Annotated in this window: 20 protein-coding genes; 16 read left to right on the top strand and 4 right to left on the bottom strand. The window is 61.2% G+C overall.

The features are described from left to right. Window positions 1–2 precede the first annotated feature (2 nt). Both LMG28727_RS29265 and dut read left to right on the top strand, forming a co-directional pair. Window positions 3–1,022, top strand: a complete 1,020-nt coding sequence (locus LMG28727_RS29265) for an LLM class flavin-dependent oxidoreductase (protein ID WP_201645821.1) — start codon at window positions 3–5, stop codon at window positions 1,020–1,022. Window positions 1,023–1,044: 22 nt separating this feature from the next. Further along, on the top strand, window positions 1,045–1,491 hold the full coding sequence (gene dut, locus LMG28727_RS29260; protein ID WP_201645820.1) for a dUTP diphosphatase: 447 nt from the start codon (window positions 1,045–1,047) through the stop codon (window positions 1,489–1,491). Between the two features lie 131 nt (window positions 1,492–1,622). On the opposite strand, the gene clpA is transcribed toward dut, so the two are convergent. Both clpA and clpS read right to left on the bottom strand, forming a co-directional pair. Continuing rightward, the gene (clpA, locus tag LMG28727_RS29255; protein ID WP_201645819.1) at window positions 1,623–3,920 is read right to left on the bottom strand and encodes an ATP-dependent Clp protease ATP-binding subunit ClpA; all 2,298 of its coding nucleotides are present in this window, start codon (window positions 3,918–3,920) and stop codon (window positions 1,623–1,625) included. Continuing rightward, window positions 3,917–4,231: an ATP-dependent Clp protease adapter ClpS gene (gene clpS, locus LMG28727_RS29250; protein ID WP_006050100.1), complete on the bottom strand. Its 315-nt coding sequence runs from the start codon at window positions 4,229–4,231 to the stop codon at window positions 3,917–3,919. The genes clpA and clpS overlap by 4 nt, the downstream gene beginning before the upstream one ends. A 547-nt stretch (window positions 4,232–4,778) precedes the next feature. Between clpS and LMG28727_RS29245 the strand changes: the two genes are divergently transcribed. Further along, window positions 4,779–4,985, top strand: coding sequence for a cold-shock protein (locus LMG28727_RS29245; protein ID WP_007180614.1), 207 nt, complete (start codon window positions 4,779–4,781; stop codon window positions 4,983–4,985). 300 nt (window positions 4,986–5,285) lie between these two features. Here the strand turns inward: LMG28727_RS29245 and icd are convergent, their stop codons facing one another. Further along, complete coding sequence (gene icd / locus LMG28727_RS29240; protein ID WP_201645818.1) at window positions 5,286–6,542, bottom strand: NADP-dependent isocitrate dehydrogenase; 1,257 nt, start codon at window positions 6,540–6,542, stop codon at window positions 5,286–5,288. A gap of 348 nt (window positions 6,543–6,890) precedes the next feature. Between icd and LMG28727_RS29235 the strand changes: the two genes are divergently transcribed. The 12 genes from LMG28727_RS29235 (at window position 6,891) to LMG28727_RS29180 (ending at window position 21,220) form a co-directional block, all read left to right on the top strand. Beyond that, complete coding sequence (locus LMG28727_RS29235) at window positions 6,891–7,460, top strand: pseudouridine synthase (protein ID WP_201645887.1); 570 nt, start codon at window positions 6,891–6,893, stop codon at window positions 7,458–7,460. 487 nt (window positions 7,461–7,947) lie between these two features. Next, on the top strand, window positions 7,948–8,142 hold the full coding sequence (locus tag LMG28727_RS29230) for a hypothetical protein (protein WP_201645817.1): 195 nt from the start codon (window positions 7,948–7,950) through the stop codon (window positions 8,140–8,142). 143 nt (window positions 8,143–8,285) lie between these two features. Further along, window positions 8,286–8,798: a DUF192 domain-containing protein gene (locus LMG28727_RS29225; RefSeq protein WP_201645816.1), complete on the top strand. Its 513-nt coding sequence runs from the start codon at window positions 8,286–8,288 to the stop codon at window positions 8,796–8,798. A gap of 324 nt (window positions 8,799–9,122) precedes the next feature. Then, window positions 9,123–11,228, top strand: a complete 2,106-nt coding sequence (gene fusA, locus LMG28727_RS29220) for an elongation factor G (RefSeq protein ID WP_201645815.1) — start codon at window positions 9,123–9,125, stop codon at window positions 11,226–11,228. Window positions 11,229–11,423: 195 nt separating this feature from the next. Beyond that, the gene (locus LMG28727_RS29215; protein WP_074765388.1) at window positions 11,424–11,939 is read left to right on the top strand and encodes a cupin domain-containing protein; all 516 of its coding nucleotides are present in this window, start codon (window positions 11,424–11,426) and stop codon (window positions 11,937–11,939) included. Window positions 11,940–11,957: 18 nt separating this feature from the next. Further along, a complete protein-coding gene (locus LMG28727_RS29210) occupies window positions 11,958–12,980 on the top strand; it encodes a HoxN/HupN/NixA family nickel/cobalt transporter (RefSeq protein ID WP_201645814.1) in 1,023 nt (340 codons plus the stop codon). 343 nt (window positions 12,981–13,323) lie between these two features. Next, window positions 13,324–14,988, top strand: coding sequence for an ABC transporter substrate-binding protein (locus LMG28727_RS29205; protein ID WP_201645886.1), 1,665 nt, complete (start codon window positions 13,324–13,326; stop codon window positions 14,986–14,988). A gap of 29 nt (window positions 14,989–15,017) precedes the next feature. Further along, complete coding sequence (locus LMG28727_RS29200) at window positions 15,018–16,028, top strand: ABC transporter permease (protein ID WP_201645813.1); 1,011 nt, start codon at window positions 15,018–15,020, stop codon at window positions 16,026–16,028. Further along, window positions 16,025–16,906, top strand: a complete 882-nt coding sequence (locus LMG28727_RS29195; protein ID WP_201645812.1) for an ABC transporter permease — start codon at window positions 16,025–16,027, stop codon at window positions 16,904–16,906. Before LMG28727_RS29200 ends, LMG28727_RS29195 begins: the two co-directional genes overlap by 4 nt. Then, window positions 16,903–19,050, top strand: coding sequence for an ABC transporter ATP-binding protein (locus LMG28727_RS29190; protein WP_201645811.1), 2,148 nt, complete (start codon window positions 16,903–16,905; stop codon window positions 19,048–19,050). The genes LMG28727_RS29195 and LMG28727_RS29190 overlap by 4 nt, the downstream gene beginning before the upstream one ends. Window positions 19,051–19,535: 485 nt before the next feature. Next, entirely contained in the window at window positions 19,536–20,411 is an 876-nt protein-coding gene (locus tag LMG28727_RS29185; protein WP_201645810.1) for a hypothetical protein, read from the top strand. 335 nt (window positions 20,412–20,746) lie between these two features. Then, window positions 20,747–21,220 carry a hypothetical protein gene (locus tag LMG28727_RS29180; RefSeq protein WP_201645809.1) on the top strand — a complete coding sequence of 158 codons (474 nt, stop codon included), beginning with the start codon at window positions 20,747–20,749 and terminating at the stop codon, window positions 21,218–21,220. A gap of 49 nt (window positions 21,221–21,269) precedes the next feature. On the opposite strand, the gene LMG28727_RS29175 is transcribed toward LMG28727_RS29180, so the two are convergent. Next, complete coding sequence (locus LMG28727_RS29175; RefSeq protein WP_201645808.1) at window positions 21,270–22,115, bottom strand: aldo/keto reductase; 846 nt, start codon at window positions 22,113–22,115, stop codon at window positions 21,270–21,272. Window positions 22,116–22,325: 210 nt separating this feature from the next. On the opposite strand from LMG28727_RS29175, the gene LMG28727_RS29170 reads away from it, so the two are divergent. Continuing rightward, complete coding sequence (locus LMG28727_RS29170; protein WP_201645807.1) at window positions 22,326–23,072, top strand: GntR family transcriptional regulator; 747 nt, start codon at window positions 22,326–22,328, stop codon at window positions 23,070–23,072. Window positions 23,073–23,087 lie beyond the last annotated feature (15 nt).

Below are 23,087 nucleotides of genomic sequence, written 5' to 3'. Positions count from 1 at the left end.
ACATGACGCGACTTTCCGTGCTCGATCAAACGCCCGTGATCGCCGGGCACTCGGTGGCGGACGCAATCGCTGCGACCGTCGAACTCGCGCAACTCGCCGACAACCTCGGCTACACACGCTACTGGTGCGCCGAGCACCACGGTTTGCGCGGCGTGTCGAACCCGTGTCCCGAAGTGATGCTCGCGCGCCTCGGTAGCGTCACCCAACGCATTCGACTCGGCTCCGGCGGCGTGATGCTGCCGTACTACAGCCCGTTCAAGGTCGCCGAGCAATTCATGATGCTCGAAGCGCTGTTCCCGAATCGCATCGATCTCGGCGTGGGACGCGCACCCGGCGGCGACATGCGCACAGCGCAAGCGGTCGCGGCCGGGGACTACAATCGCGGCGATATTTTTCCGCAGCAGGTGACGGATCTGCTGGGTCTCATGCACGGCACGTTACCTACGGATCACGTCGCTCAAGGCGTGTTGCTGCAGCCGCAAATCGAAACGCGTCCGCAACTGTGGATGCTCGGTTCCAGCGAATTCGGCGGATTGCTCGCGGCTCAACTCGGCATTCGCTTCGCGTTCGCGCATTTCATCAACGCGCATTTTGGGCATCAGGTCGCGCACGCTTATCGCGAGCGCTTCAAGCCGAGCCAGGAATCGCAGCAACCGTATCTGGCCGCCGCGGTGTTCGTGATTTGCGCAGACACCGAACAGGAGGCCGCCGATCTTGAAAAGGCCGTCGACCTGCGTCGCGTGCAAATGGCGTACGGGCTGAACGAGCTGATTCCTTCGGTAGAGCAAGGCGTCGCGCAGGAATACGGCGAGCGCGAGCAACTTGTGATCACGCGGGAAAAGGCGCGCAGTATCATCGGCACACCCGAAACCGTCACCGAACGGCTACATGCGTTGCAAGAGCAATTCCAGGCGGACGAACTCATCGTGCTGACCCTTGCGGGCAGTTATCGCGCGCGCCTGCGCTCTTATGAACTTCTCGCCGAGGCCTTCCAACTCGGCACGAACACCACTCAGTCCTAACCTTCAAAATTATCCAACCTGCATGAAACTTGACCTGAAGATTCTCGATGCGCGCATGCGCGATCAGCTCCCCGCTTACGCTACGACCGGTAGCGCAGGCCTCGATCTGCGTGCGTGTCTCGACGAACCGCTGACGCTGAAACCCGGCGAAACCGCCCTCGTGCCGACGGGGCTCGCGATTCACGTCGGTGATCCGGGCTATGCGGCACTGATCTTGCCGCGTTCGGGTTTGGGACATAAGCACGGGATCGTGCTGGGCAATCTGGTCGGCCTCATCGACTCCGATTACCAGGGCCAACTGATGATCTCGACGTGGAATCGTGGCGAGACGACGTTCGTGCTGAATCCGATGGAACGCCTCGCTCAACTGGTGATCGTGCCGGTCGTGCAGGCCGAATTCAATATCGTCGACGACTTCGACCAAAGTGAGCGCGGCGCGGGTGGGTTTGGTAGCACGGGCAAGCACTGAGCAACTATCGCTGCTTCGGCTTCGTTCGGTCGAACGTGAGCTGAAGTTAGCAAACCGGATCGCCAAAAGAAAACGGCGCGGGTTTTTCAACCCGCGCCGTTCTGCTTTCAGTGCAACCTGTTAGCTAAGCCTTACTCGACTTCCACCGCTTCCGGATTCGGATTGCGCGGCGCCGGATGCTCGTCGAAGGTCAACTGCACCTTGTCTTCCGCATCGACGTCGACCGACACACGGCCGCCGTTCATCAGCTTGCCGAACAGCAGCTCGTCGGCCAGCGCACGACGGATCGTGTCCTGGATCAGACGCTGCATTGGCCGCGCGCCCATCAGCGGATCGAAACCGTGCTTGGCGAGATGCTTGCGCAGCGCGTCGGTGAAGAGCGCGTCGACCTTCTTCTCGTGCAACTGATCTTCCAGTTGCATCAGGAACTTGTCGACCACGCGCATGATGATTTCTTCATCGAGCGAACGGAAGCTGATCGTCGCGTCCAGACGGTTACGGAACTCAGGCGTGAACATGCGCTTGATGTCGACCATTTCGTCGCCGGTTTCCCGACGATTCGTGAAACCGATCACCGACTTGCCCATTGCCTCGGCGCCCGCATTCGTCGTCATGATGATGATGACGTTGCGGAAGTCCGCCTTGCGACCGTTGTTGTCCGTCAGCGTGCCGTGGTCCATGACCTGCAGCAGCACGTTGTAGATGTCCGGATGCGCCTTCTCGATTTCGTCGAGCAGCAGCACGCAATGCGGCTTCTTCGTGACAGCTTCGGTCAGCAAACCACCCTGGTCGAAACCGACGTAGCCCGGAGGCGCGCCGATCAAGCGGCTCACCGCGTGACGCTCCATGTATTCCGACATGTCGAAGCGGATCAGCTCGATACCCAGCGTGAACGCCAGTTGCTTCGCCACTTCGGTCTTGCCGACACCGGTCGGACCGGAGAACAGGAACGCGCCAATCGGTTTGTCCAGCTTGCCGAGACCAGCACGCGCCATCTTGATCGCAGCCGACAGCGCGTCGATAGCCGGGTCTTGCCCGAACACCACGCTCTTCAGGTCGCGATCCAGCGTTTGCAGCTTGCTGCGATCGTCTTGCGACACGCTTTGCGGCGGGACACGAGCGATCTTCGAGATGATTTCCTCGATCTCGTTCTTGCCGATCGTCTTCTTCTGCTTCGACTTCGGCAGGATGCGTTGCGCCGCGCCAGCTTCGTCGATCACGTCGATCGCCTTGTCAGGCAGATGACGATCGGTGATGAAGCGTGCCGACAACTCAGCCGCCGCCGACAGCGCGCCCGACGAATACTTCACGCCGTGATGCTCTTCGAAACGCGACTTCAGGCCACGCAGGATCGCCACCGTCTGTTCGACAGTCGGCTCGGTCACGTCGACCTTCTGGAAACGACGCGACAAGGCCGCGTCTTTTTCGAAGATGCCGCGATACTCGGTGAACGTGGTCGCGCCGATGCACTTCAGCGTGCCCGACGACAACGCCGGCTTCAGCAGATTCGACGCATCCAGCGTGCCGCCCGACGCAGCGCCTGCGCCGATCAGCGTATGAATTTCGTCGATAAACAGAATAGCGTGCGGACGTTCCTTCAATTCCTTGAGAACCGTCTTCAGGCGCTGTTCAAAGTCGCCCCGATACTTGGTGCCGGCGAGCAACGCGCCCATGTCGAGCGAATACACCTGCGCATCCGCCAGAATATCGGGCACCTCGCCGCGCGTAATTCGCCACGCCAGACCCTCGGCGATCGCCGTCTTACCGACGCCCGCCTCGCCGACCAGCAGCGGATTGTTTTTGCGCCGACGGCACAGCACCTGGACCACGCGCTCGACTTCCGACTCTCGCCCGATCAGCGGGTCGATGCGGCCGTCTTTCGCCATCTGGTTCAGGTTCTGCGTGAACTGGGCGAGCGGCGTTTCCTTCTGCGCGGCGGCTTCGTCAGACTCGGCATTCGCGTCGCTCGCTTTCGCGGCGTCCGTGCTGCTCGTCTTGGCGATGCCATGCGAGATGAAATTGACCACGTCCAGACGCGTCACGCCCTGCTGTTGCAGGTAGTACACCGCGTGCGAATCCTTCTCGCCGAAGATCGCAACCAGCACATTCGCGCCGGTCACTTCCTTCTTGCCATTCGAGGTGGACTGAACATGCATGATGGCGCGCTGGATCACACGCTGGAAACCCAGCGTAGGCTGCGTGTCGACGTCGTCCGTGCCAGGCACGGTCGGCGTGTTGTCATGAATGAAGTTGCGCAGGTTCTGGCGCAGATCCTCGATATTGGCCGCGCATGCACGCAACACTTCCGCCGCTGTTGGGTTGTCCAACAGTGCCAGCAAAAGATGTTCGACCGTTATGAACTCGTGCCGCGCCTGGCGTGCTTCCATGAACGCCATGTGCAGGCTGACTTCCAGTTCCTGGGCAATCATGCTTCCTCCATCACACACTGCAGCGGATGCCCGGCCTGCCGTGCGTGGGTAACGACTTGCTCGACTTTGGTCGACGCGATGTCCCGCGTATAGACCCCACAAACTCCCCTGCCCTCGCGATGCACCTTCAACATTACCTGTGTTGCGGTTTCACGATCTTTATTGAAGTATTCCTGCACGATCATCACGACAAATTCCATTGGCGTGAAGTCATCGTTCAACAGCACCACCTTGTACATGGATGGCGGCTTGAGCTTCTTCTCCTGCCGCTCCAGTACGGTGCCGTCCTGCTTGTCCGGGATAATCGCCATACACCCATTCTAAACAACTAGGACAGGCCCGCAATCCTGTCAAAACCCGGCCAACCGGCCGATGAGCCCGTTCGCTACCGCCTGATGGGTAAAGCCCCCTCATGCGTGCGATTCGACGAGCCGATTGCGGAGCCGGCCCCTGTCCTGTGATGCAGCGCGGCCGTGTTGCACCGCAGTCGGATCGAGTATCGCACAACCTGCCGGAGCCGGTTGGGACGCTCGTCACCGCCTAAGCTTCGCCGGCGACCCTTAGCACAGCATGTGAGTCGATTATGCGACTTTTCAAGCGGTCCCGCTTGCGCAACCGCACATAACGGAAGCGGTAAAAACCCTGGAAACTGGCCTGTTTGCAACGCGACAACGGCATCTCAAAATTTTCTTGACACTCGAATAAAGAGCCTCAACAATCAAGCTGGCACTTTTTTCAATGAGCCATAATTCGAAAAAATGCCGATGGTGAGCTTGTGAGGAGGGAGTGGCTGCATACCGCGGTCACAGAGCTTTTCGAGGGCTCGTGGTAGTGACATGAGTTACAGGGGAAGTTGGAATGGCAACTGGTACGGTCAAATGGTTCAATGACGCAAAAGGTTTTGGGTTCATCACGCCTGATGAAGGCGGCGAGGATCTGTTTGCACACTTCTCGGCCATCCAGATGAATGGGTTTAAAACCCTCAAGGAAGGCCAAAAGGTGACCTTCGAGGTCGTGCAAGGCCCGAAAGGCAAGCAGGCATCGAACATTCAGGCACCCGCCTAAGACTGTTCGGTACCTGTCTTTTGAAACCCGGCTTCATGCCGGGTTTCTTTTTTGGGTGAATGCTTTCTGGTGGCCGCGTATTTTTATCGAATGCGATGCGCGGATTCCCAATTACTGGGCGATTAAACGCTCTGATATTGTCGGTCTCATTCCCGTCTCGTCTTTTCTCTCGCCGCTAGCGGAAATAATCGCTGCGGTGCATAAGCAACAGCTCTATTAAAACGCCGGCGAAAAAATACCCCGGCCGCCTCGCGACGCCGGGGTTTTCTATGCTAACTGGATTATTCCAGCACAACGCGCTTACATATTTTCAATCATCACCTGGCCGAATGCCGAGCATGACACTTGGGTTGCGCCTTCCATCAGACGCGCGAAATCGTACGTGACGCGTTTTTGCAGAATCGATTTTTCCATCGACTCGATAATCAGGTCCGCCGCCTCGAACCAGCCAAGGTGGCGCAGCATCATTTCCGCCGACAGAATTTCCGAACCCGGATTCACGTAATCTTTGCCCGCGTATTTCGGCGCGGTGCCGTGCGTAGCTTCGAACATCGCGACCGAATCCGACAGATTCGCGCCCGGCGCGATACCGATTCCGCCGACCTGCGCGGCCAATGCGTCCGATACGTAGTCTCCATTCAGATTCAGCGTCGCGATCACGTCGTACTCGGCCGGGCGCAACAGAATCTGCTGCAGGAACGCGTCGGCGATCACGTCCTTCACCACCACGTCCGCGCCCGTCTTCGGGTTCTTCACCTTCATCCACGGACCGCCGTCGATCAACTCCGCGTTGAACTCCTTTTGCGCCAGCGCATAACCGTAGTCGCGAAACGCGCCTTCGGTGTACTTCATGATGTTGCCCTTGTGCACCAGCGTGACCGAACGGCGATCATTGTCGATTGCATATTGAATTGCCTTGCGCACCAGCCGCTCGGTGCCTTCACGCGACACTGGCTTGACCCCGATCCCCGACGAATCCGGAAAGCGGATCTTCTTCACGCCCATCTCTTCCTGCAGGAATTTGATGATTTTCTTCGCCTGCTCGGAGCCGGCCGGCCATTCGATGCCCGCATAAATATCTTCCGAGTTCTCGCGGAAGATCACCATGTCGGTCTTCTCAGGTTCGCGCATCGGCGAAGGCACGCCCTTGAAGTACCGCACCGGACGCAGGCAGACATAGAGATCGAGCTCCTGGCGCAGCGCGACGTTCAGTGAACGGATACCGCCGCCTACCGGCGTGGTGAGCGGCCCCTTGATCGACACGATGTATTCCTTGACCACCTGCAGCGTCTCTTCCGGCAGCCATACGTCCGGCCCGTACACCCTGGTCGCTTTCTCGCCGGCGTAGATTTCCATCCAGTGGATTTTCTTCTTGCCCGCGTACGCTTTCTCGACCGCGGCATCCACGACCTTGATCATCACCGGCGTGATGTCGATACCCGTGCCGTCGCCCTCGATGAACGGGATGATTGGCTGGTCGGAAACGTTGAGCGAAAAATCGGCGTTGACGGTGATCTTGTCACCATCGGTCGGAACCTTGATGTGCTGATACGACATGATCGGACTCCAGAGAAGGCTATGCAGAAAGCTGATGGAAGACTGCGGAAATGGGTGCTCCTCGCTAAGCGCAATGCCAGACTGCCGCAAGCAGCTTGGCCGCTATTCTAGCCCACGCTTTCGCGGCAACGCGGGCACCGCGGCTCGGGGTTTTCCACCCCGGACGAGGATTCGGCAATAAATCGCCGATCTCTTATGTTTTATATAAGACCTAAGACTTGCGTGTGCGAAGAATGCTTTATGATTCCGGCGTCCGCTGCTCGCCCGGTAGCAGGCGCGGCGAGTCCTGAAATCGTCACGACGCTCTCCGCCGCGACCGTTTCCGCATCACTTCTATTCGTTTTTCCTATGCGCCTTCTCGCCCTGAACAAGCCGTTCGGCACCATCTGTCAATTCTCGCCGCATGAGACGCGCGCGTCGCTGGCCGACTGGGTCAAGGTGCCTGGCGTCTATCCCGCTGGCCGGCTCGATTCCGACAGCGAAGGCCTGCTGCTTCTCACCGACGACGGCGCCCTCCAAGCGCGTATCGCGGAGCCGCGTCACAAACTGGTCAAACGTTATTGGGCGCAAGTCGAAGGCGCCGTCGATCAGGCAACGCTGAAGAAGCTCGCACGCGGCGTCGATCTCGGCGATTACGTGACGCGCCCCTGTCGCGCGGACTATGCCGAGCCCGGCGAGTTGCTGTGGACACGCACGCCACCTATCCGTTTTCGCGCCGCCATCCCGACCACGTGGATCGAACTGTCGATTACGGAAGGCAAAAACCGTCAGGTGCGCCGGATGACAGCGGCAGTCGGTTTTCCGACATTGCGGCTCGTGCGTGTCGGCATCGGCGCACTCGACATTTTTTCACTCGGACTTCAGCCAGGAGAGAGCGTCGAGTTGTCGTCAACAGCACCTTGGGAAGGTGTCGCCTAACACTCTCTTACATCTATCAGTTCAACCCGCCGAGTGGGTACGGGCACATCGCGCATCATCAAGAATCTTCGTCACGTGTGCGCTTTTTCGTTGCTCGACAAAAGCTAACCTGTTGTATCCGCAAATAAAAATGCGCGTGAAACGAAAGTAAAAAAACGTGAAACACGAGTGCGCGCGATAGGCGCCGGCACACTCATTCGCAGCGCATTGCCGCGTTATAAATTTTCCACAAAATTTACGTCAACCGCTGCGCAAGCTCACGCGTTATTCGACGAAGATGCCGCCCGAAGCTATCCGGCATTCAGCCTTAAGGGCCTTTGCACAAGCCGTTCTTGCGGTATGAGCAGGGAGTCTGAGCGCTAAACAGACGCACCGAAAAATTTGTTCGATGCGGCTGTCAACCGAAAGGTGGATGGCACGTTTACCGACATGACTCTACATATAACCGGGTCATTTGGTTAATCAACTAAAGCTGAGGATTCACAAAATGAACAAACTGATCGCCGCTCTGGTCGCTGGCCTCTTCGCAACGGCAGCATTCGCACAAGCTTCGGCACCGGAAGCAGCTTCGGCAGCTCCGGCTGCAGCAGCTTCGTCGGCAAAGAAGACCACTAAGAAGGCTCACAAGAAGTCGCACAAGAAGGCAGCAACTGCTGCAGCAGCTTCGGCAGCTTCGGAATAAGTTTGTAAAAACGCAGTCAAGAACTAGCTTCATTGCCGTTCTTACGGCGTTGAAAGGCAGATCACCGCAAGGCGATCTGCCTTTTTGTTTTTGACGCGCTCGCGTAACATTCGCTGATTAAATTCCAAGCAAGGAGTCTTGCCGTGCGATTTCCCCTGCGCTCGTTGATTGCGCGTTTTGCTGTTGCCGTTGCATTGCCGCTCGCCGCGTTGTCGTTTGTCGCCACCACCGCCGCGCCGGCTCATGCGCAGCAAATGCCGCCGGGCGCGAAGCAGCCCAGCGAGTTTCCGCGCGTGAAACTGACCGCCGGTATGTTCGTGATCGATGCCGCCGTTGCCGCAAACGACGCCGACCGTGAACAAGGTTTGATGTATCGCTCGAGTCTCGGCCCGAACGAGGGCATGCTGTTCGTCTTCAACGAGCACGCTGTGCATTGCTTCTGGATGAAGAACACGCTGATTCCGCTGTCCATCGCCTTCATGCGCGCGGACGGCACGATCACCGACATCGACGAGATGCAGGCCGAGACCACCGACAACCACTGCCCGAAGAACAACGGCGAGTTTGCTCTGGAAATGCCCAAGGGCTGGTTCACGTCGAAAGGTATCAAGCCGGGCATGAAGATTCAGGGTCTGCCGCCGTTGCAGCAGCAATAAGCCGGATCGGCTGACGCGGCACGCGCTGCCGCTTCGTCTCACCGCTTTCGGAAAAGCCGGTGCCTTTTGCAAGGCGCCGGCTTTTTTGCATTCGTCCGGGCGGCTGACGCATCGGGCACGCTCATGTGCGCACAGCCTTGCCGCGCCGCGGCGGTCGCGGCCAAAGTCCCGCCAGCAGGCGTTCGCACCCGCTGGCAAGATTCCTGCAAAAGACAGGCCGACGCGCTATGCTAGTAATCTTGGTAAAGCAGCACCCAGGTTCCCCGGGTAGCACAGACTGCCGCCCGGCAAGCGTTTCAGGCGCGCCATTTCAAGGAGGTTCACGTGCCCCGCAAGACTCCCATCGAGCGCTACCGGAATATCGGCATCAGCGCTCACATCGATGCCGGCAAAACCACCACCACTGAACGCATCCTGTTCTACACCGGCGTGACCCACAAGATCGGCGAGGTTCACGACGGTGCGGCAACGATGGACTGGATGGAGCAGGAGCAGGAGCGCGGCATTACCATCACGTCGGCGGCGACTACCGCTTTCTGGAAGGGTATGGCCGGCAACTATCCCGAACATCGGATCAACATCATCGACACCCCGGGCCACGTCGACTTCACGATTGAAGTTGAACGTTCGATGCGTGTACTCGACGGCGCGTGCATGGTGTACGACTCGGTCGGCGGCGTGCAGCCACAGTCCGAAACCGTGTGGCGTCAGGCGAACAAGTACAAGGTGCCGCGCATCGCGTTCGTCAACAAGATGGACCGCGTGGGCGCCGACTTCTTTCGCGTGCAGCGGCAGATCGGCGATCGTCTGAAGGGCGTGGCGGTGCCAATCCAGATTCCGGTCGGCGCGGAAGAACACTTCCAGGGCGTGGTCGATCTGGTCAAGATGAAGGCGATCTACTGGGAAGAAGAGAACCAGGGCATCAAGTTTGAATACCGCGATATTCCGGCGGAACTCGCAGCTACCGCGAAGGAATGGCACGACAAGATGGTCGAAGCCGCCGCCGAAGCGAACGAAGAACTGCTCGACAAATATCTCGGCGGCGAAGCGCTGAGTGAAGAAGAAATCAAGTACGGCATTCGCACGCGCTGCATCGCGAATGAGATCGTGCCGATGCTGTGTGGCAGCGCGTTCAAGAACAAGGGCGTGCAGGCCATGCTCGACGCAGTGATCGACTATCTGCCTTCGCCGGTAGATGTACCCGCCATTACCGGTCACGACGAGCACGACAAGGAAATCGAGCGTCATCCGAACGACACCGATCCGTTCTCCGCGCTCGCGTTCAAGATCATGACCGACCCGTTCGTCGGCCAGCTGATTTTCTTCCGTGTCTATTCGGGCGTCGTGAATTCGGGCGACACCGTGTACAACGCGATCAAGGAAAAGAAAGAGCGCCTCGGCCGGATCCTGCAAATGCACGCGAACGAGCGCAAGGAAATCAAGGAAGTCTACGCGGGCGACATCGCCGCAGCCGTCGGCCTGAAAGAAGCGACCACCGGCGACACGCTGTGCGATCCGAACAACGTGATCATCCTCGAAAAGATGATTTTCCCGGAGCCGGTCATTTCGCAGGCGGTGGAACCGAAGACCAAGGTCGACCAGGAAAAGATGGGCATCGCGCTGAACCGTCTGGCCCAGGAAGATCCGTCGTTCCGCGTGCAAACCGATGAAGAATCCGGCCAGACGATCATCTCCGGCATGGGCGAACTGCATCTGGAAATTCTGGTCGACCGGATGAAGCGCGAGTTCGGCGTCGAGGCCACCGTCGGCAAACCGCAGGTTGCGTATCGCGAAACGGTGCGCAACAAGGTTGAAGATGTCGAAGGCAAATTCGTCAAGCAGTCGGGCGGCCGTGGTCAGTACGGTCACGCGGTGATCACGCTCGAGCCGGCGGCGCAAGGCAAGGGCTACGAATTCGTCGACGCGATCAAGGGCGGCGTGATTCCGCGCGAATACATTCCGGCAGTCGACAAAGGTATCGTGGAAACGCTGAAGGCCGGCGTGCTCGCGGGCTACCCGGTGGTCGACGTGAAGGTCACGCTGACCTTCGGTTCGTATCACGACGTCGACTCGAACGAAAACGCGTTCCGCATGGCCGGTTCGATGGCATTCAAGGAAGCGATGCGCAAGGCCAAGCCCGTGCTGCTCGAACCGATGATGGCCGTCGAAGTGGAAACGCCCGAAGACTTCATGGGCAACGTAATGGGCGACCTGTCGAGCCGTCGCGGGCTCGTGCAGGGCATGGAAGACATCGCCGGTGGTGGCGGCAAGCTGGTGCGCGCCGAAGTGCCGCTCGCGGAGATGTTCGGCTACTCGACGTCGCTGCGCTCGGCCACCCAAGGCCGCGCCACCTACACGATGGAGTTCAAGCACTACGCTGAAACCCCGAACAACGTGGCCGAAGCCGTGATCAATGCCAAGCACAAGTAAGCTGCTGCTCGAGCATTGACATTGCAGTGCAGCGCAGGTCAATGCCAGCAACCCCAAACCCGTTCGGTCCGAACGGGTTTTTTTTCGTCCGCGCCGCTGTCCTTGCGTGTTGCCCACACAGCAATTTTTGAACATGCAAAAATGCCAGACGGCACCGACGTGAACGCCCGGCGCCAGCCCCAAGGAGGAGACACCATGAGCCAGGATCACGAACACCCGCATTACCGCGACGATCAACCCGCAGCGCCGGTCGATTGGCGAGAGCACGGCGTGAAGGTCATCAAAGGCGATCAGCTCGACAGCAATACCGCGCAGACGCCGGGCATGAATCGCGCGGCCGCGATCAATGCCGCACGGGTCGGCGCGCAGAAGATCTGGGCCGGTACCGTGACGATCCATCCGAATGCGAAGACCGGTGCCCACCACCACGGCGCGCTGGAAAGCGTGATCTACGTGGTGCGCGGCCAGGCGCGCATGCGCTGGGGCGAGCATCTGGAGTTCACGGCAGAAGCCGGTCCGGGCGACTTCATTTTCGTGCCGCCGTACGTGCCGCATCAGGAGATCAACGCCAGCACCGACGACCCGCTCGAATGCGTGCTGGTTCGCAGCGACAACGAAGCGGTGGTGGTCAATCTGAACATCGACGCGGTCGAAGCGCCTGAAACCGTGTTCTGGGTCGATCCGATTCATAAGCATCCGCACGATCATTAACTCTTCGCCACGCGACTCATGACGCCAACCGCTTCGCTGCGCCCTCGCCTTGTTACGCTGTACGCCGTATTGATCGCCGCCAACCTCGGCGCATGGGCGTGGGCGCTGATCGCGTTTCGCCATTACCCGCTGCTGCTCGGCACCGCCTTGCTCGCGTATGGCTTCGGCCTGCGCCATGCCGTCGACGCCGATCACATCGCGGCGATCGACGCCGTCACGCGCAAGCTGATGCAAACCGGCAAGCGGCCGCTTGGCGTGGGGCTGTCGTTTTCGCTGGGCCACTCGACCATCGTGATTCTCGCGACGATCGGCATAGCATGGACCACGCATTCGCTGCATGGCCGCTTCGATACCTTCAAGGCGGTGGGCGGCACGATCGGCACGCTGGTTTCGGCCACCTTCCTGCTGGTGCTCGCTGTGGTGAACCTCGTGATTCTGCGAGACGTGTGGCGTCGTTATCGTCATGTCCAACGCGACGTCGAAATTGCTGCGCAAACAACGGCTGATCCGCTTGCACCCGCGGGGCTGTTCTCGCGCGCGTTGCGTCCGTTATTCCGGCTCGTGACGAAAAGCTGGCACATGTACCCGGTTGGCGTGCTGTTCGGCCTGGGCTTCGACACCGCCACCGAAATCGGCCTGCTGGCCATTGCCGCGTCGCAGGCGGGCAAAGGTCTGCCGCTGTACTCGATCCTCGTGTTCCCCGCCCTCTTCACGGCGGGCATGACGCTGGTCGATTCGACAGATAACGTGCTGATGGTCCACGCGTACGGCTGGGCCATGGACGATCCGAAACGCAAGCTCTATTACAACGCGAGCATCACGTTCGTGTCGGCGGTGGTGGCCATTGTGATTGGCGGTGTCGAGGCATTGGGACTACTGTCGGACAAGTTCGGTCTGAACGGCAAGTTCTGGGACGCGGTCGGCAGTGTGAACGACCGTTTTGGCGCGATCGGTTACGGCATCGTCGCGGCGTTCATGGCGTGCTGGATCGGCTCCGTCCTGTTTCATCGCTGGCGACGTCCGGGCGCGCTCGCACGGTAAATTCAACGCGTGGCCGGCGTAACGCGATCGGTAAAGATGTCGGACAGGTATCCGCTCATTCGCTGCGTCGGTAGCGCTCGCGCGGCTCAACGCAGCGCCGGACGTTGTGATGACGATACACAGCGGCCCATTTCCCCGCCAATCGACCACCCTGCAGCACGGCAAGCCTGCCGGATCGCCAGGCAATCGCTTACACTGAAGCGGCTTTGCGCAGGCTTTCGTGGTAGCTTTTTTTGCGCGCTCGTCGCATGGCGGCTATGCATCGGCGGCGCATCGTCGCGCTACGCGCTATATCGGCGCGACGCTTCAGAACCGGCAACAGAACGGACTGGACACTCCATTGATGAAAACTCTCGCGGACCGACTTCTCGCCCCCGACGCAGCCCGCCTCACCGCCGACCCCTACGGCAATCACGCCATCGACGAATTCCTTGCTGGTCGCATCACGCGCCGCGAGTTGCTGCGCTATGCGAGCGTGATCGGTTTGTCGCTGGCGGGCGGCGGTGTACTGAACATGCCGCGAGCGCGTGCTCAAGGCGCGCCAGGTGCAGCTAACCAGACGATCCGCGTGGCCCATCTGACGCCAGCGGGCGCGGTCGATCCCCTCACCGTGACAGACGCCGCGAGTCTCGCGCTGCTGAACCAGACCGGCGAGTTCCTGATCGACGACGACGGCGAAAAACTGATGCTGAAGCCCGCGCTCGCGTTATCGTGGAAGCCGAACGACAAGGGCGACGTGTGGACCTTCACGCTGCGCCAGAACGTCAGGTTCCACGACGGTCAGAGCTTCACCGCGAAGGACGTGGTCGCGACCTTCGACCGCCTTGCCGATCCGGCGAGCGGATCGGCGGCGCTCTCCGTCCTCAAGGGAGTGCTGTCGAAAGGCGGCGCGAAAGTCGTCGACGACCACACGGTCGCGTTTCACCTCGACGCACCGAACGGCAACTTCCCGTACTACGTTTCCTCGGACAATTACAACGCCGTGATCCTGCCCGCGAACTATGCGGGCGGCTATGAAAAAACCTTCATCGGCACGGGTCCATTCAGGTTCGAAAAGTATCAGCCGAAGGTCGGCGCATCGTTCGTGCGCAATCCCGATTACTGGGGCGAGAAAGCGTTACCGCAACGCGTCCAGTTCTCGTTTTACGCGGACGAACAGGCCCAATTGCTCGCGTTGCAAGGCCATCAGGCGGACGTGATGGGCACCTTCACCGTGCAAGGGGGTGCGGGCATTCTGAACAACCCGGACTACAAGGCCGTGGGGGTGAAGTCGAGTGCGCATCGGCAGATTCATATGCGCAACGACAATCCGCTGTTCAAGGACAAGCGCGTGCGGCAGGCGCTGGCGTTGTCGATCGATCGCGACGTGCTGGTGCGTGGCCTGTTCAAGGGCCGCGCGCAACTCGGCAACGACAGTCCGTTTGCGCCAGTGTTTCCGTCGTCGGACGCAGGCGTCGCGCAGCGCAAGGTCGATATCGCGAAAGCGAAGCAACTGCTCGCGCAGGCCGGTGTGCCAAACGGTTTCGACGTCACGTTGACCACCGAAAAGTACATGGAGATTCCCGATCTCGCGGTGATCGTGCAGAACGCGGCCAAGGCTATCAATGTGCGTATCAATCTGAAGATCGAGAGTCAGTCGTTGTATTACGGCGCGGGCACGCCGGGTAAATCCGACTGGCTCGATTCGCCGCTCGGCATCACCGACTATGGTCATCGTGGTGTGCCGAACGTGTTCCTGAACGCGCCGCTCACCAGCACCGGCACATGGAACGCAGCACATTTCAGGAATCCGCAATACGATCAACTGGTCGCACAATTCGTTGCAGCAATCGACCTCGCGTCGCAGAAGAAAATCTCCGGGCAGATTCAAACGCTGTTGCTCGACGAAACGCCCGTCATCATTCCGTTCTTCTACGATCAGCTGATTGCGATGCGTAAAGGCGTCAACGGCGTGCGCTTCACCGCGCTCGCGCAACTCTATTTCGATCGCGCGGTGCTCAGCGCATAAGCGCGGAGGATGCCGGGCAGGAGCGCACGATGTCGTCCACGGTGACCCCTTCCGCTTCTCGTGTGTCGAATGGCAATGCGGGCCGCGTCGTGCGTTTTCTGGCGACGCGCGTCGGCTTGTCGCTGATCACGTTGTGGTTGCTGTCGGTCATCGTGTTCGCGGGCGGTCAACTGTTGCCTGGCGACATCGGCCGCGCAGTGCTCGGCCCACTTGCCGATGCGCGCGCGGTCGCGGCGCTCAATCATCAGCTTGGCGCGGATCGTCCGCTGCTCACCCAGTACATCGACTGGATCACGCATTTCGTGCGTGGCGACATGGGGCTTTCGTATGCATACCGCGAGCCGGTCGGGCCGTTTATCGGCGACGCGCTCGCCCATTCGGCGAAGCTCGGTTTGCTCGCCTTTATCGTCGTCGTGCCGCTCGGCATTGCGGGCGGCGTGTGGTCGGCCATGCATGCGGGACGCTGGCTCGATCGTACGATCAGCATTGCCGGGTTGTCGGCGACCGTGGTGCCCGAGTTCGTCTCATCGATCGTGCTGATTCTGGTGTTCGGCGTCTGGCTGCAATGGCTGCCGATCGAAGCGTCGTATCCGCCCGGCGCCAGCGTGTTCGAACAACTCAGACATCTGATCCTGCCGATACTGCCGCTGGTATTCGTCTTCTTCGGTTATATCGCGAGGATGGCGCGCGCCGGCACCGTCGAAGCGCTCGACGCCGATTACACGCGCACCGCGATCCTCAAAGGCTTGCCGCGCCATATCGTGATCTGGCGACACGTGTTGCGCAATGCGTTGCTGCCGACTATTACGGTGGCCGCGACGCAACTCGGCTACATGATCGGCGGACTCGTGGTGGTGGAGACGCTGTTCCACTATCAGGGCATCGGCTCGCTGATCTACAACGCCGCGAAGGCCAAGGATTTTCCGATGCTCGAAGCGGGGGTGCTGACCATCGGCGTGGTTTATACCGTCGCCAATCTGATTGCCGATGCATTGCATGTGCTGCTGAATCCGCGTCTGCGCGTGAGGAGCGCCGAATGAGCACCGCTGCCCCGCAAACCACCCCGCCCGCCGTTCAGGCCTCGTCGAAAGAACCGCGCTTCGAGCCGTTGCGCGAGTTGCTGCGCTCGCCGACGTTCGTCGTGGGCGCGGTGATCGTCGTGTGGTGGATCGTGTGCGCACTCGCCGGACAGTGGATCGTGCGGATCGACCCGTACGCGTCCGATCCGCTGAATTCACTGACGCCCCCCGATCACACGCACTGGTTCGGCACCGATCAATTGGGCCGCGACGTATTCTCGCGCGTGATCGTCGGCGCGCGGGACATTCTGACCATCGCGCCGTTGGCGACGCTGATCGGCACGGCGGCAGGCACCGCGCTTGGGTTGATCGTCGGCTATTTCGAAGGCTGGGTCGACAACGTCGTGGGGCGCGCGATCGACGCCATCCTCGCGCTGCCGCTCGTGATCGTCGCGTTGCTGGCGCTGGCTGCGCTCGGCGCGTCGAACCTGACGGTCATTCTCGTCATCGGCATTACGTTCACGCCAATCACCGCGCGCACCGTGCGCGCCGCCGTGTTCGCAGAACGTCATCTCGATTACGTCGCCGCTGCGCAATTGCGCGGCGAGCACGCGCTGTACATCATGTTCGTCGAAATCCTGCCCAACGTATTGCCGCCGATCATCGTCGAGGCGACCGTGCGGCTCGGCTACGCCATCTTCGCGGTAGCGACGTTGTCGTTTCTCGGCTTCGGTATTCAGCCGCCCTCTGCCGACTGGGGGCTGGCGTTGTCCGAGTCGTACACGCTGATGGCGGGCGGCGCATGGTGGACCGTGGTGTTTTCGGCGGGCGCGATTGCGTCGCTGGTGGTCGGCGTCAATCTGGTTGCCGATAGCGTGCAAGGTGTACTCGACCGATGAACAACGCGCCCCCCTCTTCTTCAGCGGCGTTCGCCGCCTTCGATGTGTCGAAGAGCGACCGCACGGATGCGTTGACCGTGGTCGGCCTCACGGTCACGTACCGGATTCGCGGCCGCGACCGCGAAGTGCTACAGGACGTGTCGTTCCGTGTGCGACGCGGTGAAGCGTATGGGCTGGTCGGCGAATCGGGTTGCGGCAAATCGACGGTTGCAATGGCGGCCGTGCGTTATCTGCCGCGCAACGGCAAGGTGAAGGCGGGCAAGATCGTCATCGCCGGCGACGATGTGCAGAAGCTCGATGCCGATGCGCTGCGTCATATGCGGGCGAATACGACGTCGATGGTCTATCAGGACCCGGGGCGCGCGCTGAATCCATCGCTGACTATTGCGCGGCAGGTGTCCGAAGCGTTCGAGGCCGCAGGCATCGCGCGCGATGAAGCGTTGCACCGCACCCTCGACATGCTCAAGCGCGTTCGCATCGCCGCGCCGGAGCGTGTGATGGACAGCTATCCTCATCAGCTGTCGGGCGGCATGCAGCAACGCGTGGTGATCGCGATGGCGCTTGCGTCGAATCCCGCGCTGCTGATTCTCGACGAGCCGACGACTGGACTCGACGCGACCGTCGAGGCAGAAGTGCTCGACCTGGTTGCGCAACTACGCGAGGAACTCGGTACAGCGGTGCTGTTCATCAGCCATAACCTCGCGGTGATCGGGCGGATGTGCGAGCGCGTCGGCGTGCTTTACGCGGGCAAGCTGGTCGAGGAAGGCGCGACCCAGGATGTGTTCACCCGGCCACGCCATCCGTACACGGTGGGATTGTTGCGCTGTTTGCCCACTGCCGGGCGCAGCAAGGACACCGAGCGGCTCGACACGATTGCGGGCAGCCTGCCGCCGCCGGGTTCGGTCACACAAGGCTGCATTTACGCGGATCGATGCCGTCTCGCCGATGACCGTTGCCGTCGTGACGCGCCGCCGCCGCATCGGCTGAGTGCGGCGCATGGCGATCAGATGTCGCGCTGCCATTACCACGAGCGGGCAATTGAATTGCCGCGTGCAACGCCAGAAACGTTGCCCCACCACCCTGCCGACGCGTGTTTGAACGGCAAGCCGTCCTCGCCCGTGCTGCGCGCGCAGAAGCTGTCGAAAACGTTCCACGTATCCGGCGCTCCGCTCGTCGCACTCGACGACGTTTCAATCGATCTCGCCCGCGGCGAAACGCTGGGCCTCGTCGGCGAATCGGGCAGCGGCAAGACCACGCTCGCGAGGCTGATGCTCGGCCTTCTCGCACCGGATGCAAGCAGCGTGCTCGAACTCGATGGCGCGCCGCTCGCCGCACGGGTCACGCGACGCAGCGACGAACAGATCAAGTCGCTGCAGATCGTGTTCCAGAATCCCGATTCGGCGCTCAATCGCGCGCATTCGGTGAAGCGGCTGATTGGCCGTGCGTTGTCGCGGCTCACGCCGTTGCGCGGCGCCGCGATCGACGAACGGCTCGGCACGTTGACCGACGCCGTGCGTCTGCCGGCGCGTTATCTCGATTCACGCACACGACAGTTGTCCGGTGGACTCAAGCAGCGCGTCGCGATTGCGCGCGCGTTTGCCGGGGAGCCACGCGTGGTGGTCTGCGACGAGCCAACATCCGCGCTCGATGTCTCCGTGCAGGCCGCGATTCTAAATCTGCTCGCCGATCTGCAGCGTGAACGCCAGGTCAGTTACGTTTTCATCTCGCATGATCTGCATGTGGTGCGTTATCTGTCGGATCGGATCGCGGTGCTGTATCTCGGCAGATTGCTGGAAATCGGGCCGGCCGCGACCGTGTTCGAAGGACCGCATCATCCGTATACCGAAGCGCTACTGTCTTCAGCACCGGCGCTGAATGGCGAAAGCCGACCCGCGCGCATTCGTCTGTCCGGCGATCTGCCGAGCGCGGTCTCGCCGCCTTCCGGCTGCGTCTTTCATACGCGCTGCCCCCGCAAGATCGGTGCGATCTGCGAGCAACAACCCCCGCCTTTCGTCGATGCCGGCAACGATGTTGTGCATCGAATCCGCTGTCATATCCCGGTAGAAGAACTGCGCACGCTGCAGGCCGCCTCACGTGAAACTGCAAACGGCGACGTGTCCGGGAACGCCGGAGAGACTGGATAACCGGACTTGGCCGGCGGCGCTCACGCGGACTTTCGCGGGGTTATCCTGCCGCGCGTTTCATCGCCGAAACGTTTTCAGGTGTTTTTTTGTCATGCGCAGCGCACATGCTCATCCGACACCTCGCGCCACAAGGTTTTCCGGCCGGTGGCATGGTTATCGCTAAGTATCGCTCAGACAGTTGAGGCCAGACGGCGCGGGGAGACCAGCGGCGCCGTGCGGATGCGTGCATGCACGCATCCGCACGAACGATGAGTAAATGAAGAGCGTAAAGGCGAAACGGGTAAGGCAGGACGAACGCGCCCGGGCGCGTGCCGGCGAACCAGGCGCCGTTGAGTCGACAGCAGAGAATGATCCGGCTGCATCGACGGGATGGCCCGAACGAACCCCGGGGGTGGCGAAGACCGCATTCAGACGGGTCCGCCGCTGTGGAATCAGCGTGAGAGAGGACGGTAACGAGGCGCCGTCGTTCCCTCGGGAGAGACGTGATGAAGACCAGACGATTCAACCGATATTATTTCGGGATCCTTCGGAATGCGGCCATCGTGGCAGGCGTGGTTGCGCTAGCCACTGGCGTGGCGTATCCGGCATCGACGGATGTGGTCCCCGAGTGGATGGTGCTTGCCGATACGCCGTTGCCTGGCGACAGTCAGCATGGCTCGACGCAAGCCGCGCAGGACAGCGGCGCGACACCCGACGCGGTGGCCACGGGTACGGCACCCGGCGACACCACCGCCGCCGATGATGCCGCTGCACTGTTCGCGCCGCGCGATTGCAATAGCGCGAATATCAGCGGATGCGTTCACCGCGGTGGCGGCAGCGGCAGTAACGGTGCGGCGAGTGGCGGGTCGAGCGGCGGCGGCGCAGCGGGTGCGGGTGCTGCGAATGGCGGCAGCAGTTCCGGCGGTGGCGCGGGCGGGAAAGGCGGTACCGGTAGAGGTAATGGGGGGAGCAGCGGTGGGAGTAGTGGTGGAAGCAGCAGCGGTGGCAGCAGCGGTGGCAGCAGCGGTGGCAGCAGCGGTGGCAGCAGCGGTGGCAGCAGTGGTGGAAGCAGCAGTGGTGGAAGCAGTAGTGGCGGCAGCAGTAGTGGCGGCAGCAGTGGAGGTAGTAGCGGCGGCAGTAGTGGAAGCAGCGGCGGAAGCAGCAGCGGCAGCAGTAGTGGGAGCGCAGGCTGCGGTTGTGGCTCCAGCGGCGGCCCGAGCGGTGGCAAAGGCGGTGGCTTTGGCAGCGGAAAAGGCGGTGGCTTTGGCGGTGGCTTCGGTGGCGGCTTCGGCGGGGGCTTTGGCGGAGGCTTCGGCGGCGGTCACGGAGGTAAGGGTGGCGGCGGTAACGGCAGTGGCAATGGCGGAGGGAACGGACACTAGTCGTCGTCCGCTCCCTGGGTAGGGTGCCCCCGCGCCCTCCTCGCGCCAGCAACATGCCCCGGCATACCGTTCGCGACCCGCTGGCATCGGCGGTGATGTCTCGATCCCCCGGTCGAGCGTCACCGCCCGAGCCGGTCAGCGAGCGTCCGATTCGGGAATCCCCTTAAGCGCACGGCAATGGGCGTCCGGTAAGCTATCGACACTCACAAAACCGTCACACGCCAGCTTGCCGACGGCCAGAACGCAAAACAGCCGATCGCGCACAAGTGTTGTGGAACCAATCTGAGGCGCCAAGCCTCATATCACATTCAACGTTCGATATGAGGGCCCACCACATGCAACGAAATGTCTCCCCCGCCGCAGCACGTGCAGCCTCCGGCCTGCTAATGGCTGCCGCTCTGGGCCTGACTCTCGGCCTGACTTCGCTCGCTCAGGCGCAAACGCCGGCGCCATCCATGCAGCCCACGATGTCGCAAGCCGCCCCGCCGGTGGATCCGACCTTCTCTGCTTACTGGCTCATGCAGACCTGCCAGCAGAAAAACGACAATGTCGCGGCAGGCCAATGCATCGGCGCGATTCGCGGCATCATCCACGGCTATCAATATGGGGTGCTGTTCCTGGGCCAGCGCGGCACGTTGCCGGCCAATGAAACACAGCGCGTGTCGCTGTGTCTGCAAGACACCCGCGTGTCATCAATCGTCGACGACTTCCTGGCGGACGCCGCCCAGGTCGATCCGGACGCACTCAAGCACACCTCCGCAGAAGTCGCCCTGCTGGGTTCCGTGCATCTCCACCACGCGTGCACCTGATCGCGCGCGGCACAGCGCATCGCTGTGCCGCCAGCAGCTAACGCGGCGCTTACAGCATGTCGAGCGGCCGCTTGCTGCGCGGTGGCTTGAAGTAGGTGTCGAGGGCTGCCAGTTCATCGACACTGAGCCGCAATTGCAACGCGCGATGGTTGTCGCGCACATGAGCGGCGCTGCCCGCCTTCGGAATCGCAAACACGCCGGGTTTGAGCAGCACCCACGCCAGCGCGACCTGGAAAACCGACACGCCGCGCGCAGCGGCGATATCGTCTAACGGCGAGCGCTTGGGCAAACGCGCGTGGTCGACCGGGCTGTAGGCCATGGCCGGCATCTTGCGCCCGGCCATCCACGGCAGCAGATCGAATTCCGGTCCACGGCGCGCGACGTTATACAGAATCTGATTGGTCGCGCACGCTTCCCCGCCCGGTGTGGCGACGAGTTCTTCCATATCGTCGGTGTCGAAGTTGCTGACGCCCCAATGCCGGATCTTGCCTGCGTCGCGTAAAGCTTCGAAAGCTTCCACGGTTTCCGCGAGCGGCACCGAGCCGCGCCAGTGCAGCAGATACAGATCGAGCCGATCCGTTTTCAGACGCTTCAGACTCCTTTCACACGCTGCGATCACGCCGCGCCGGCTGGCGTTATGCGGATACACCTTGCTGACCAGAAACACCTGATCCCGCAACCCGGCAAGCGCTTCGCCGAGCAGCGATTCGGTCGCGCCGTCGCCATACATTTCCGCGGTGTCGATCAGCGTCATGCCAAGTTCGACGCCGCAGCGCAGCGCGTCGATTTCGGCCGCCCGTCGCGCGGAATTCTCGCCCATCTCCCACGTGCCCTGCCCCAATACCGGAATGCGTTCGCCATCTGGCAGGCTGACGCTTGCAATATCGCTTGTCATGCGGACTCCTCGAAATAGCTCGATGCAAAACAATGCGCCACGCGGACCCTTTTTCAAACCTTAGGCGTCCAGACCCACTGCGCGCGACGCAAATCATCATGACGAGTTTAGCGGCTCTACGAGCATTCGATCGGGCACCAGGCAAAAGCCCGCTATAACGTAGCGCGCCGATGTCATAGAATTGCCGCTTGCCCATCTTGCGTGAGCCTCATGACCTCTGCCTCGGAAGACCGCTGGCGCGACCTGCGCCCGGACCCGGAAAACGACACACCGCTGTATCTGCAACTAGCTCGCAAGCTCGGCGCCGCCATCCACGAAAACCGCTGGAACGCCGGCGAGGCTTTACCGTCCGAGCGCGTGCTCTCCGAAGCGCTCGGCGTTTCGCGGATCACGTCGCGCAAGGCAATTGCGTTGCTCGTCGAGCAAGGATTGATTCGCCGTACCCAGGGTGCGGGCAGTTTCATCACGCCGCGTTATGAAGACCCGCTGTCGCGCCTGTCGAGCTTCAGCGAGATGCTGCGGCGGCGCGGCTTTACGCCAAGCTCGAAGTGGTTGTCGCGCGAGATTTCGCCGGCCAATCGCGACGAGGTGATTCAACTGGGCTTGTCGCCGGCGGCGGCGGTGACGCGGCTGCGTCGCCTGCGTCTGGCTGACGGCATCGTGATGGCGGTGGAAAACTCCACCTTCCCGTCGGCGGTGATTCCCGATCCGCAGGCCATCGGCGATTCGCTTTATACGTACCTGGAAAATCGCGGCCTGTCGATCGTCCGCGCGTTGCAACATTTCCGCGCGGTGAACGCGAACGAGGAAATCGCGCAGCAAATGAGTATTGCGCCGAACGAAGCGCTGCTGTTGATCACCCGTGTCGGCTATACCGCCGATCAGCGGGCGATCGAATTGACCGACACGTACTGCCGCAACGATTACTACGATTTTGTCGCGGAGTTGCGGAAATAGGCGTGGCTAGTGCGC

It is taken from the genome of Paraburkholderia metrosideri (genome assembly GCF_904848625.1).
Taxonomy (GTDB): Bacteria; Pseudomonadota; Gammaproteobacteria; order Burkholderiales; family Burkholderiaceae; genus Paraburkholderia; species Paraburkholderia metrosideri.
The sequence above is the reverse complement of the archived record's forward strand: the minus strand, read 5'-3'. Positions and strand labels throughout refer to the sequence as shown.